Here is a 13,150-nt window from a genome sequence, read left to right as displayed (position 1 = left end):
ACCACCCCCACCCCCAACCACCCAGTCGGGCAACCGTGTTGGACCGGGCGAAATGCCGCCCGGAGCGGCTTTGCCGTTGATCATGAGCTCTGTGCGGCTTAGCGCCGGAAAACCTGGTTATGCACCGGAAGATTTATCGATAATCCCAGGTCAAGAGGCAAACAAGAGTAACGATTCCGATTCGGATCGGTTGTCGGACGGTATTCCTGGGGACGCTGGTGTGCTCGCTCTCTAAGCTCCTGGCGTACTCACGGGGGCTGTTGAGTTTGCTGGCGAGACCTCCCCATTCCTGTCTCGCCCCGGAGGGGAAATCCATGCTTTCTATGAAGCGGCCGGGCTCTGCCCGACTTGCTGCCGCGGTACTGGCGTCCGGCCTGTTCGCGGCTGGTGCGATAGCGACCGCGGGTCCCGCTGCGGCGGATGACGCGACTCCGAGCCACGGCGGCGTCACCGCCACGCTCGGCGGCCTCAAGACGTTCGACAAGGCCGTCATCATCGACGGTGACAAGAAGCAGGGCGTCGAAGCGGGTCTGTTCGAAATGAAGGTCGAGGGCGGCGGCACGCTCCAGACCTACTGCATCGACATCAACAACCACACGCAGAAGGACGCGACGTACCAGGAGAAGCCCTGGAGCGAGTCCTCGCTGCACAACAACGCCGACGCGGGCAAGATCCGCTGGATCCTGCAGCACTCCTACCCGCAGGTGAACGACGTCGCCGCGCTCGCGAAGACGGCCGGCGCCGGCGCGCTCACGAACGAGACGGCCGCCGCGGGCACCCAGGTCGCCATCTGGCGTCTCTCGGACCACGTGAACGTCGAAGCGGTCAACGAGGACGCCGAGAAGCTCGCGGACTACCTTGAGAAGGGCGCGCAGAACGTCGAGGAGCCCAAGGCTTCGCTGACCCTGAGCCCGGCCGAGGTCTCCGGCAAGTCCGGCGACCGGCTCGGCCCGGTCACCGTGAACACCAACGCGACCAGCGTCAGCGTCGCCGCGGCCCAGGACGGCATCGCGGCCGGCGTCAAGATCGTCGGCGCGGACGGCAAGCCGGTCACCACGGCGGCGAACGGCGCGGAGCTGTTCTTCGACGTGCCCAGCGGCGCCGCCGACGGCAGCAGCGCGCTGACCGTGCAGGCGACCACCACCGTCCCGGTCGGCCGTGCCTTCACCAGCGAGAGCAAGAGCCAGACGCAGATCCTGGCCGGCTCCAGCGAGAGCACCGTCAGCGCCACCGCCACGGCGAACTGGGCCAAGAAGGGCGCGATCCCGGCGCTCTCGGCCGAGAAGAACTGCGCCAAGGGCGGCGTGGACGTCACGGCGCGCAACGAGGGCGACGAGCCGTTCACCTTCGAGCTGGCCGGCGCCAAGCACATTGTCGAGGCCGGAAAGTCCGAGACCGTCACCATTCCGGTGAAGGAGGACCAGGCGTACGACTTCACCATCACCGGTCCCGACGGGTTCAAGAAGAACTTCTCCGGAGTCCTGGACTGCAAGACGGCCGGGACCACCACCGGTGGCACCGGCGGTAGCGGTGGCGGCGACGACAAGCCCTCCTCCGCTCCCAGCCCGGCCTCCGCGGGCGGTTCCTCCTCTGCCACCGGCGGCGGGGACCTCGCCGAGACCGGCAGCAGCAGCGCCACCCCGATCATCGCGGGCGTCGCGCTCGCGCTGGTCCTCGTCGGCGGCGGCACGGTCTTCTTCCTCCGTAAGAAGAAGGCGGCAGCGGCCGGCGTGTGACCTGCTCCCACGCAGGCACGACCGACGGCTCCACCGGCTCCACCAGCGGTAAGTGTCGAATCGGCCGGTGATCGCACGGTCACTGTCCGACAGACGCGGCCCCGCAGCCCCCCCGGCTTCGGGGCCGCGGCCATATTCGGTTTTCGCCTGGGGCCGCCCGTACGGCAGACTGGGTTGTATCTACCCACTTCCAGATTGCCGGACGGTTTCTCTTGGCTGAGTTCATCTACACCATGCGCAAGGCCCGCAAGGCCCACGGCGACAAGGTGATCCTCGACGACGTCACGCTGAGCTTTTTGCCCGGCGCGAAGATCGGCGTCCTGGGACCGAACGGTGCGGGTAAGTCCACCGTTCTGAAGATCATGGCCGGTCTTGAGCAGCCCTCCAACGGCGATGCGTTCCTCTCGCCCGGTTTCACGGTCGGCATGCTGCTCCAGGAGCCGAAGCTCGACGACTCCAAGACCGTCCTGGAGAACGTCCAGGACGGCGCGGGACCGACCATGAAGATGCTCAAGCGCTTCAACGAGATCGCCGAGCAGATGGCGACCGACTACTCGGACGCGCTGCTCGACGAGATGGGCAAGCTCCAGGAAGCCCTGGACCACGTCAACGGCTGGGACCTCGACGCTCAGCTGGAGCAGGCCATGGACGCCCTGGGCTGCCCGCCCGGCGACTGGCCGGTCACCAACCTCTCCGGTGGCGAGAAGCGCCGCGTAGCGCTCTGCCGGCTGCTGCTCGAAGCCCCCGACCTGCTGCTCCTCGACGAGCCCACCAACCACTTGGACGCCGAGTCCGTGCAGTGGCTGGAGCAGCACCTCGCCAAGTACCCCGGCACCGTCGTAGCCGTCACTCACGACAGGTACTTCCTCGACAACGTCGCGGGCTGGATCCTGGAGCTGGACCGCGGCCGCGCCCACGCCTACGAGGGCAACTACTCCACGTACCTGGAGAAGAAGGCATCCCGCCTCAAGGTCGAGGGCCAGAAGGACGTCAAGCGCGCCAAGCGCCTCAAGGAAGAGCTGGAGTGGGTCCGCTCCAACGCCAAGGGGCGGCAGGTCAAGTCCAAGGCGCGGCTCACGCGTTACGAGGAGATGGCCGCCGAAGCCGACAAGATGCGCAAGCTGGACTTCGACGAGATCCAGATCCCGCCGGGCCCGCGGCTGGGCTCGATCGTCGTCGAGGTGAAGAACCTCTCCAAGGCGTTCGGCGACAAGGTCCTCATCGACGACCTGTCCTTCACGCTGCCGCGCAACGGCATCGTCGGCATCATCGGTCCGAACGGCGCGGGCAAGACCACGCTGTTCAAGATGATCCAGGGGCTGGAGAAGCCGGACTCCGGCGAGATCAAGGTCGGCGAGACCGTCAAGATCGGCTACGTCGACCAGGGCCGCTCCAACATCGACCCGAAGAAGTCGCTGTGGGCCGTCGTCTCCGACGAGATGGACTACATCAACGTCGGCCAGGTCGAGATGCCGTCGCGGGCGTACGTCTCCGCGTTCGGCTTCAAGGGCCCGGACCAGCAGAAGGCGGCCGGCGTGCTGTCCGGCGGTGAGCGCAACCGCCTCAACCTGGCGCTGACGCTCAAGGAGGGCGGCAACCTGCTGCTCCTCGACGAACCGACGAACGACCTCGACGTCGAGACCCTCGGTTCGCTGGAGAACGCGCTGCTGGAGTTCCCCGGTGCGGCAGTGGTCGTATCGCACGACCGCTGGTTCCTGGACCGCGTCGCGACGCACATCCTCGCGTACGAGGGCGACTCCAAGTGGTACTGGTTCGAGGGCAACTTCGACTCGTACGAGAAGAACAAGGTCGAGCGGCTCGGCGCGGACGCCTCCCGCCCGCACCGCGCCACTTACAAGAAGCTGACCCGCGGCTGATGACTCGTCACGTCTACTCCTGCCCCCTGCGCTGGTCGGACATGGATGCCTTCGGCCATGTGAACAACGTGGTCTTCCTCCGCTACCTGGAGGAAGCCCGCATCGACTTCATGTTCCGGCTCGCGCCGGGGGACGGCAGCACGTCGTTCACCGGTGGGTCAGTGGTGGCACGTCACGAGATCGACTACCTGCGCCCGCTGGTGCACCGGCACGAGCCGGTGACGGTCGAGTCCTGGGTCACGAAGATAGGCGCCGCGTCCATGACGATCGCCTATGAGGTCAAGGACGACCAGCAGGTCTATGTACGGGCCTCCACGATCGTGGTCCCGTACAACTTCGCGGAAGGCCGGCCTCGGCGGATCTCCGCCGAGGAGCGCTCCGTCCTGGAGGAGTACACCGACCGGACGAGCGATCAGCAGGCGACGGCGGCAGTCGCCGCATGACGGCGTCCGCCTCCCAGCACCGGTCCGGGCCGCAGCTCGATTCCCGGCCCCGGCTGGATCTCGCCGACGCCGGGGAAGCGGCCGACCTCGCCGCCTTCCTGGCCCGGCTGATCCACTACGACAAGGCGGCGGCGGTACGGCTCCAGGCCGGCGGCGGCGTGCTGGCGGTCTTCGGCCGCCCCGCCTCGTTCGAGGTGCTGGCCATCCGCACGGCCCGGCTCACCGCCGAGGCCGGTGGGGCAGGTCCATCGGCCGGCGCCGCTCCGGCGGCAGAGGCCCTGGAAGCGGTCGGGACCGACACGCTCGACATCACCGTCTCGGCGGGGCAACTGGCGGACGCGATCGACGCGGCCGGAGCGGTCGACGTCTTTGGTCCGGCGCAGCTCGCGCCGACGCCTTCGACGGCCGCCGCGACGGTCGGCTCATCGACCGTCGGCGGCCTCGGTGTCCTGGTGCCCGCCGCGGTCATCGGGCCGCCCTGGGCCGGGGTGCTGCCGCCGCGCGGCGGCTGGCGGCGCGTGCCGGGCCTGCCCGCGTCCGACGCGGTGCGCGCAGCGGTGGCCGCCGCGGTCGCCGAGTTCCGCGCCCGCGACGAAGCCCTCCCGGAAGAGGGCCGCACCCGCGCCGAACGGGACCGCATCGGCAACGAGATCTGGTCCCGCACCCTCGGCGACACGGCCCTTCCGCTGCGCGCGGTGCACGCCGCGCAATCCCTGGGCTTCCTCCGGCCGGTACGTACGGCGGACGCCGAGCCGCTCGTCCTGCTCGCCGCGGGCGGTTGGCTCCGGCTGCGCACCCCGTACGGCTCGATCGCCGTACGCCGGGCCGGCCTCGGCAGCCTGATGGTCACGCCGACCTGAGCCGACTCGTGCCGGTTCTACCTGCTCCGGCCTGCCTCGACCTGGCCCGCCTCGGCCTGGCCTTCGGCAGACTCATGCTCATGTCAGCGGCTGTGCACGGGACTTGACGCGAAGGTGACCGGACAGCGGGGCGAAAAGTCCGGTCACTCCTCGGTGTTGATCATCGAGGCGGCAGCGTAGACCAGGTAGTTCCACAGCTGCGTCTCGTGCTCGGGGGAGAGCCCCAGCTCGTCGAGGGCCGTACGCATATGACCCAGCCAGGCGTCGTGCGCGGCCCGGTCGACGGCGAAGGGCGCGTGCCGCATCCGCAGCCGGGGGTGGCCGCGATCGTCGCTGTACGTACGGGGGCCGCCCCAGTACTGCATCAGGAACAGCGCGAAACGGTCCTCGGCGGGGCCGAGATCGTCCTCCGGATACATCCGGCGCAGCACAGGGTCCTCGGCGACCCCCTGGTAGAAGCGGTGAACCAGCCGGCGGAAGGTGGCCTCGCCACCGACCTGCTCGTAAAAGGTCTGCTCCTGGAGTGTGCCGCGCGGAATGTTGTTCACGCTCCTATGGTCGCAGACGCACCGGCCTAGGACTCGGGGCCCAGGACCCGAGCTCAGGACCCGGGCCCAGGACGCCGGTGACACGTGCTCGCGTGAATCCCTGGGGCGCAGGACAGTGGAGGTATGGGCGCGCACGGACATCCCGACCGGCAGGCAGAACCGGGGCGCGAGATCCCGGAAGCAGACTCGACCGCGGCGACGGTCCCGGCCGCGGCTGAGGCGCGGGCCGAGGCAGCCCAGACGGAGGCAGTCGAGGCCGCCTCCGCCGACCCCGTAGCGGCTGAGGTGGCACGCGCCCGGCTGGTGCGGAGCATCGTGGCGGGCGGCGGGCTCGCCGATCCTCGCTGGCGGGTGGCCTTCGAACAGGTGCCCCGGCATCTGTTCGTGCCGTACTTCTACTCGGGGGAGCCCGGCGGATACGAACGGTTGTGGGGCCAGGACCCGGACCCGGAGCGGCGGGCGCGCTGGCTGGAAGGGGTCTACGAGGACGTCCCGCTCGCCACCCGGCTGCGCGACGGCGAACTGATCTCCTCCAGCAGCCAGCCCTCGCTGATGGCCCTGATGCTGGACGCACTGGAGGTGGCCGACGGCGACACCGTCCTGGAGATCGGCGCAGGCTCCGGCTACAACGCGGGGCTGCTCGCCCACCGGCTGGGCGCGGAGCGCGTGACCACCGTCGATCTCGATCCGGAGATCACCGAGTCGGCCCGTACGCACCTGGCGGCGGCCGGCTACCGGCCGACGGTCGTCACCGGCGACGGGGCGCGCGGCTGCCCCGCCCGCGCCCCCTTCGACCGCATCCTGGCCACCTGCGCGCTGCCCGCCGTACCGCTCACCTGGCTCGCCCAGTCCCGTCCCGGCGGCATCGTGCTGGCCCCGCTCGCGACCGGCCTGATCGCCCTGCGGGTCACGGACGCGACCCACGCGGAAGGCCGCTTCCTGCCCACCCCCGCCTACTTCGTACCGCTGCGCGGCGGCGACGCGGCGGAGCACGGGAGGGCAGCCGACGGCGAGGGGGCCGGGGGCTCCGGCCGGTTCCCGCGCCGGCCGCTGCGGACCGGCGGGCTGCCCAGGGGCGTGCTGCGGAACGACTCGTTCCACTTCCTGCTGACCCTGACGGCGGGCCGTCTGGACCCCCGCGAGGCCTTCGAGCTGTGGCAGCACGAGGGCAGGCCGCCGCGCGAGCGGTACGGCGTGACGCTGCACGAGGGGCGGGAATGGGGCTGGCTGGACCGCTCCGACGGCCCGTACAGCTGGCCGATGTCGGACCAGGACTGAGCCGGGCCCCCGCGCCCCGTGCGTCCGACCCGACCCGACCTGAGAACGCCTCCGGGGTCGGGTCCGGGTCCGCGGCGAGGCTCAGGCCCGGTGCACCGTGATCGTGGTCCAGGCCCCGACGTGCACCCGGTCGCCGTCCTGGAGCGGGATCGGGACGTACGGCTGGAGGGGATCCTCGCCGCCGTTGACCGTGGTGCCGTTGGTCGAGTTCTGGTCGACCACCGCCCAGCCGCCGTCGGGCTGTTGGACGAGCACCGCGTGCTGGTGCGAGACGCCCGGGTCCTCGGGCTGCCGGGACAGATCGATGTCGGGGGACTCGCCGGTGCTGTGCCGGCGGCGGCCGATCGTGATCTGCTGGCCGACGAGGGCGAGCTGCTGGGCGGGGGAGTACGCCGGGAGATTCAGACCGGCCGCTTCCGGGCCGCTGCGGTTCATCATCGCCATGAAGTACTCGCGGTCCGGGGCGATCATCGCGACCCAGTTCGCCGGGCCCTGCTGGGGCTGCGGAGGCTCCTGCTGCTGTTGCTGGTAGGGCTGCTGCGCCTGCTGGGCCTGTTGTGCTGGGTAGGGCTCCTGTTGCGCCTGTTGCTGGCCCTGTCGGCTGTGCTGTCCCGGCTGTCCCGGCTGTCCCTGCTGCGGTACGGAGCCCGGGGCGGAGGGCGGCGAGGTCGGCGGGGGCAGCATCCAGTCATCCTCGCCTCCACCACCGTAGGGCGGGGCGGGCGGCGGCCCCGGAGCCGGCTGCTGCTGCGCTCCGGAGTAGTCGGGGGAGTAGTCGGCGGAGCTGGGCTCGCGCGGCGCGAAGGGGTCCGGGAACGACTGCGGGGCCTGCGGCGGACCGGGCGGCTGCATGTGCGGTTGCTGTAGCGGCTGCTGTTGCTGCTGCATCGGCTGTTGGTACGGGGGCTGCTGCTGCGCCGATTGCTGGTGCGCCTGCTGCTGTTGCTGTTGCGCAGGGATGTCCGTGGCCAGCGGCTCGGCCGGACGGTTCACCTGCGAGGGGCGCGAGCTCTGGTAGTCGTACGGCGCGGGCGTCTGCTGCGCGTGCTGCGACTGCTGGCCCTGGAGCTGGAAGCCGGGCGGCAGCGGCATGCCCGAGGGCGGCTGCGGCGGCGGCGGGATGTACGAGGTCGGCGAGTGCGTCAGGAAGTTGTAGCGGCACTCCTCGCAGAACACCGCCTGCGCCTCGCGCGGCATCCGGCACTGCGGGCAGAGGTCGGCCTGCGCGGTGGCGTCGGGGTCCGCGGCGGGGTAGCCGTAGCCGCCGGGAGGGCCGCCGGGCGCCCCGACGGGCAGCGGCGGTGGCGGGAGCGGCGGGGGAACGGAGCCGCTGGGCAACGGGTCTCCGGACATCCGGTGACCGCACACCTCGCACCAGTCTTCGGCCCCCGACTGGTGGCCATTCGGGCAGGTCGGCATCTCGCTTCTTCCCCCTCCGTACCGTTTGCGGTCGTGCGCTGACTACTGGGCGGTTCCGGCCGTGGGCCGTTCCACCGGTGGTGCCCCGCTCGCGCCGCGCTACTTCTTCACGCGGACCGTCTTGGTCGACCGGGTCTCGAGGGTCATCTCGTCGGCCTCCGCGACCTTCGCTTTGAGTCGCACAGTACCCGTCGCGGCATCGACGACGTCCACCACCTTGGCGAGCAGTTTCGCGGTATCGGCGTTCCCCGAGGCGCTCGCCAGTTGCACCGCCCGGCCCAGTTTCGCGGTCGCGCCGTCCCGGTCGCCCGACTTGCGCGCGTCCAGCCCCTGCTGGATGACCTGGGCCAGCTCGGCCTGGCCGGTGTAGTGCGCGACCTGCGGGTTGATGGAGGTGGACGCGGCCATGTCGTCCGTCCACACGGCCCGGACCAGCCCCTGCGCCAAGGTCTGCGGAGGGCTGCCGTCCGGTTGTGGCAGTACGAGGGAGACACGGGCGGCCAGCATCTCCTGGCCGATGCCGGCCGCCGGGACCCGGACGCACACGTGGTAGTCGCGGGACTCGTCGCCCCACGATCCCGTCGGGTAGTCCCCGGCGCGCGGGCCCGCCTCGGTGCGCCGGTCGGTCAGCGCCTCGACCGTCGGCGCGACCTGCTTGACGAACGCGACCTCCGCGCCCTGCGGGGTCCACAGCCGCAGCGAGACGTCCGCGACCTCCTTGCCCATCGCGGCCTCCATCATCTGCGTGAAGTCGGCGGCCAGACCGGACGGGTCGGCGACGATGTCCACGGAGCCGAGCAGCGCCGAGGCGATCCCGGACACCTCCTTGACCTCCCAGTCCGTCCCCACCCCGCGGGCGTCGCAGGTGAAGCGGCCCGCGCAGGCTTCGAGCGCGGCCCGCAGGTCCTCCGGGCTCTCGTGCTCGTTGCGGCCGTCGGTGAGCACGATGCCGTGCCGTATGGAGACGTCGGCGGAGGCGAGCAGCCGGTCGGCGAGCCGCAGCCAGGTCCCGATGGCGGTGCCGCCGCCCGCGCTCAGCTTGCGCAGCGCCTCCTTGGCCTGGGTGCGGGTGCTGGAACCGGCCACCGCCAGCCGGCCGTTGCCCGGGTAGATCTCGCGCGCCTGGTGGGTGCCCGCGATCACGGCGAAGGCGACGCCGTCGCGGACGGTGTCGATCGCGGCGGCGGTCGCGTCACGGGCGTTGCGCATCTTGGTCGGCGGATAGTCCATCGAGCCGGAGCAGTCGACCATGATGGCGACGGCCGCGTCCGGGGCGTCGCCCTGCGCACGGTCCCGCGCGGCCAGCGGTGTGCCGCCGCTCGTGCCGCCGCCGGTCGAGGTCACCGTGACGATCGCGTTGACCTCGCTGCCCGCTTCGGGAAGGTAGCTGTTCTGGTAGACCTCGACGGAGAACTGCGGCACGTTCGACTTGGAGAAGTTGGCCATCTGTTGCGCTCCTTGACGCTCCATGCGGGCACGTGGACAAAGGGGCGGGCCGGAGCGTCCGCTTTTCCCCCGTGGTGCTGCCTGCGCTGCTGCCTGCGTACTGCACTGCCTGCGTACTGCCTGAGTCCGTTCAGCCGAACTGATCGCTCTCTCAGGCCGATCCTGCCCGGCCCGGTGGCACGGAGAACGGCAACAGCGCCACTGTTACGTTGTCGTGGCCCCCGCCGTCCAGCGCGAAGCCGACCAGCGTCTGCGCGCTGTGCAGCGGCCGGGAGCGAGCGTCGGCGGGCAGCGCCGCGGCCATCTCCTCGGCGGATTCCGCGTAGTTCCACAGCCCGTCGGTGCACACCACCACTACACCCGGTCGGTCCGGCTTGAAGGAAGCGGTGTGCGGGTCGAGTTCATACGCGTCCGCGCCGAGCCAGCCGGTGATCGCGTGCGCGCGGTCGTCCGCGTACGCCTCCGCCTCCGACATCAGCCCCGCGGCGACCATCTGCGCGGCCCACGAGTCGTCCTCGGTGAGCCGGGCGGACCCGGCCGTACGGTCGTCGGGCACCCAGTAGGCGCGGCTGTCGCCGATCCAGCCCACGGTGAGGATGCCGCTCGCGACGATCGCGCTGACGATCGTGCAGGCCGGGGCGTTCTGATTCGGGTGGCGCGGCTGACTGCCGTCCTCGGCCAGGACGTTGACCGCCTTGGCGGCGACCAGCAGCGCGTCGTGCATCGCCGTCTGCGGATGGACGCCGCGCCCGAGGGCGTCCAGCAACGAGGTGTCGGCGGCGGCGGATGCGGCGGCCGAGGCCTCGTCGGGCCGGGTCGCGGAGGACACCCCGTCGCAGACGACGGCGATGACGGCGGGCGAGCCGTCGGCCAGTGCGGTGGTGGACACGGCGTACGCGTCCTCGTTGCGGTGGTGGCGCAGGCCGCGGTCGGTGACCGAGGCGACGCCGTCCAGCTCGATCTCCATGTGGTCGCGCTCGCGGGGCTGGGCGTGGCCGCAGTTCTCGCAGTAGCCGTCCTTGTCGATCGCACCCGCGCGGCAGGCGACGCACGCCTTGGCCGCGACGGGCCTGGCGGGCGCGGCACCCGAGGTGCGCGCGGCGCCGGGGCCCGCGCCTTCGGCGGGCTCGGCCGGTTCGGCCGGTTCGGCCGGGGGCGCGCCGAGCGTCGCGGTGTCGCGAGGGTCGGCGGCGGCGGTCGGTTCGACGGCTGCCGCCGGGTCTGCCGCGTGCGGCTCGTTGAACGCCGGGTCCGGTGCCGGGTCCGGAGCCGGGTCCGCGGCGTCGGGGCGCGCTCTGGCGCCGATGGCCTCCGGACCCAGTTCGCCGTCGGCCGGGGCCGCCAGCGGGTACTCGGCGGGCATGGCGGGGCCGCCCGCGACGGTCCCGTCCGCGAGGGTCCCGCCCGCGCCGGCGCTTTCGGGCAGCGGGCCGCCGGCCGGCGGCGGTGCGATCGGCGGCACCAGGGGCGGCGGCGGGACCGGCGGTCCGTGCGCCGCCGGCGCCTCGGCGAACGCGGCGGCCGGAGCCACGTCCGGGAACGCGGGCGGGGCCTCGGCCGGCAGCGCCGGAGCCGGTGGCTGTACGGGCTGCTGGGCCGGTGGCTGCGGCGGTGGCGGAGGCACCCGCTGCTGCTCGGGGTCGGCGCCCCGGACGGCAGCGCGAGCCGACCCGTTGACGGCGGGCGTCGGACGGTCGCCGTCGAGCGGCGGCGCGGCGGCCGTCAGATCGGCACCGCACACGCCGCAGAATTTGTCACCCGACTCCAGCGGCTCGTCGCAGCTCGGACAGGCGGTCAGTTGCGCCATCGGTCACACCCACGTCCTGGGGCGGAAACGGTTGGCCCGCTCCACCAGTTCGATCCTCTCCTCGCCACGCTGTGCCAGCCGTGCGAGCACCCGGTACGAGCGTTCCAGGCCCGTCCGGAGTCCACGCTCGTCCACCGGGCTGCCCAGCAGCGCGGGCCGGCTGCCGTCCGCATCCGTTGCGGCCGGCGTCGCCCCGCGACTCCCGGACAGTACCCAGTCCAGCGCACTGCCCAGTACCTCGGTGGACAACTGCTCGCGGCGGACCGCGTCCAGACCGAAGTCCCGCAGCCGCTCGACCTGACGAGCCGAGGCCGTCAGATCGTCGAGCAGCGGTTCGTACGCGGCGCGCTGCCGCAGCCGTGCCCGCACCGCGGCGACCCGCGCCGCGGTGTAGTGGATCGAGGCCTCGGGCACGGACTCCAGGGCGCGCACCGCCCCCTGGCGGTCGCCCGCCGCGAGCCGTACGCGGGCCAGGCCGAAGGCGGCGCTGACGTAGCTCGGGTCGGTCGTCCAGACGAGGCGGTAGTACTCCGCCGCGTTGTCCAACTGGCCCAGCAGCTCCGCGCAGACGCCCAGCGCGAGCTTCGGCGCGGGCTCGCCCGGGAACGCGTCGTAGACGGCGTCGAAGGAGAGCGCGGCGGTCTCCCGGTCGCCGCTGACCAGCGACACCAGGCCCCGGTACCAGACGACCCGCCAGTCGTCCGGGTGCCGCGCCTCCAGCGCCTTCAGATCCTCGGAGGCCGCGCCGCGCTCGCCGTCCATCTCCAGCCGGGCGCGCAGCGCGCGCAGCCGCCGCTCTATCGAGTCGGCGGGCGCGGACTCCAGAGCGCTGATCAGCTCGGCGGGCGCGGAGGCCATCAGACCGGCCAGGAAACCGGCGTTGGGGTCCGCGGGATCGACCCGCGGCACGGGCAGCGCGAGCCCGGTGGTCCGTACGTCGAGCGGCGCGAGCGCGGGCGGGCTCTGCTCCGGGCTGCCCGCCGCGGACGCCTCACCGCCGGCCGTCGCCGCGTACGCCGCGTAACCGGCTCCGGCCGCGCTGCCGCCTTCGGTGGAACTGCTGGTGCTGGGGCCGCCGGTGGGGATGCCGGTGGGGCCGCCTGTGGGGCTGACTCCGGTGGGAGCGCCGGCGTACGGGCCGCCGGGCGCGCCGGTGCCGGGGCCCTGCGCGGGCGCCTGGCCGTACGCCGCGCCGATGGGGGCGGCCTGGCCGGGCACGGAGCCGGGAGGAGTGCCGGGAGGAGCGTTGGGCGGGGAACCGGGCGGGGGGGCGTACGGGGGGCCGTACGGCGGGCCCTGCGCCGGGGCTTGCGGCAGACCGGGGGAGGCCGCGCCCGCCGGTCCGTGGCCCGCGCCCGAAGCCTGGGCGGAGCCGGACGTGTGGGCCGCGCCCGATCCGTAGGCCGCGCCCGGTCCGTAGCCCGCGCCAGTTCCTTGGGCGGAGCCGGACCCGTAGCCCGAGCCCGATCCCTGGGCGGAGCCCGATCCGTAACCCCCGCCCGCCGCGCTCGGCGTCCGGACCGCTGAGCGGTGGGTGCCGGGGCCGGCTTGGCCCGGGACGGCCGGGGTGCCGGGCGGAGGGCCGGGGGCGGCCGGTACGGGAGTCATGGGCGGCAAAGCGGGCAGCGAGCCCGCCGGGCCGGCCAGGACGCCCGGCTGCGGCGCGCCGGCCAGCGCGCCGTTGGCGCGCCCCCGGCGCGGAGCGCGCCCCGTGCGCCCCGCGCGCGCGGAGCGCG

Annotated in this window: 10 protein-coding genes; 5 read left to right on the top strand and 5 right to left on the bottom strand. The window is 72.5% G+C overall.

The features are described from left to right. The first annotated feature begins 314 nt into the window (after positions 1 to 314). The 4 genes from QMK28_RS31865 to QMK28_RS31850 all read left to right on the top strand — a co-directional run bounded on the left by QMK28_RS31865 (position 315) and on the right by QMK28_RS31850 (position 4,916). Entirely contained in the window at positions 315 to 1,736 is a 1,422-nt protein-coding gene (locus QMK28_RS31865; protein WP_326443180.1) for a Cys-Gln thioester bond-forming surface protein, read from the top strand. A 212-nt stretch (positions 1,737 to 1,948) separates the two neighbouring features. Beyond that, positions 1,949 to 3,613: an energy-dependent translational throttle protein EttA gene (gene ettA / locus QMK28_RS31860; RefSeq protein WP_326443179.1), complete on the top strand. Its 1,665-nt coding sequence runs from the start codon at positions 1,949 to 1,951 to the stop codon at positions 3,611 to 3,613. Further along, positions 3,613 to 4,056 carry an acyl-CoA thioesterase gene (locus QMK28_RS31855; protein WP_326443178.1) on the top strand — a complete coding sequence of 148 codons (444 nt, stop codon included), beginning with the start codon at positions 3,613 to 3,615 and terminating at the stop codon, positions 4,054 to 4,056. Before ettA ends, QMK28_RS31855 begins: the two co-directional genes overlap by 1 nt. Then, the gene (locus QMK28_RS31850) at positions 4,053 to 4,916 is read left to right on the top strand and encodes a hypothetical protein (protein WP_326443177.1); all 864 of its coding nucleotides are present in this window, start codon (positions 4,053 to 4,055) and stop codon (positions 4,914 to 4,916) included. The genes QMK28_RS31855 and QMK28_RS31850 overlap by 4 nt, the downstream gene beginning before the upstream one ends. Before the next feature lie 143 nt (positions 4,917 to 5,059). Here the strand turns inward: QMK28_RS31850 and QMK28_RS31845 are convergent, their stop codons facing one another. Further along, the gene (locus QMK28_RS31845; protein ID WP_326443176.1) at positions 5,060 to 5,464 is read right to left on the bottom strand and encodes a globin; all 405 of its coding nucleotides are present in this window, start codon (positions 5,462 to 5,464) and stop codon (positions 5,060 to 5,062) included. Between the two features lie 123 nt (positions 5,465 to 5,587). Here QMK28_RS31845 and QMK28_RS31840 point away from each other — a divergent pair, with 123 nt between their 5' ends. Beyond that, entirely contained in the window at positions 5,588 to 6,742 is a 1,155-nt protein-coding gene (locus tag QMK28_RS31840; RefSeq protein WP_326443175.1) for a methyltransferase domain-containing protein, read from the top strand. Between the two features lie 81 nt (positions 6,743 to 6,823). Here the strand turns inward: QMK28_RS31840 and QMK28_RS31835 are convergent, their stop codons facing one another. The 4 genes from QMK28_RS31835 to QMK28_RS31820 form a co-directional block, all read right to left on the bottom strand. Then, positions 6,824 to 8,161 carry an FHA domain-containing protein gene (locus QMK28_RS31835; RefSeq protein WP_326443174.1) on the bottom strand — a complete coding sequence of 446 codons (1,338 nt, stop codon included), beginning with the start codon at positions 8,159 to 8,161 and terminating at the stop codon, positions 6,824 to 6,826. A 99-nt stretch (positions 8,162 to 8,260) separates the two neighbouring features. Then, positions 8,261 to 9,607, bottom strand: a complete 1,347-nt coding sequence (locus QMK28_RS31830) for a vWA domain-containing protein (RefSeq protein ID WP_326443173.1) — start codon at positions 9,605 to 9,607, stop codon at positions 8,261 to 8,263. 151 nt (positions 9,608 to 9,758) lie between these two features. Further along, on the bottom strand, positions 9,759 to 11,414 hold the full coding sequence (locus QMK28_RS31825) for a PP2C family serine/threonine-protein phosphatase (RefSeq protein WP_326443172.1): 1,656 nt from the start codon (positions 11,412 to 11,414) through the stop codon (positions 9,759 to 9,761). 3 nt (positions 11,415 to 11,417) lie between these two features. Further along, positions 11,418 to 13,150: tetratricopeptide repeat protein (locus QMK28_RS31820; protein WP_326443171.1), on the bottom strand; the 1,733-nt coding region annotated here is incomplete at its 5' end.

Origin of the sequence: Streptomyces sp. H27-D2 (assembly GCF_035828615.1) — a bacterium.
In the GTDB taxonomy this organism is placed as follows: domain Bacteria; phylum Actinomycetota; class Actinomycetes; order Streptomycetales; family Streptomycetaceae; genus Streptomyces.
Note: the sequence above shows the minus strand (reverse complement) of the source record. Positions and strands in the feature narration are given on the sequence as shown.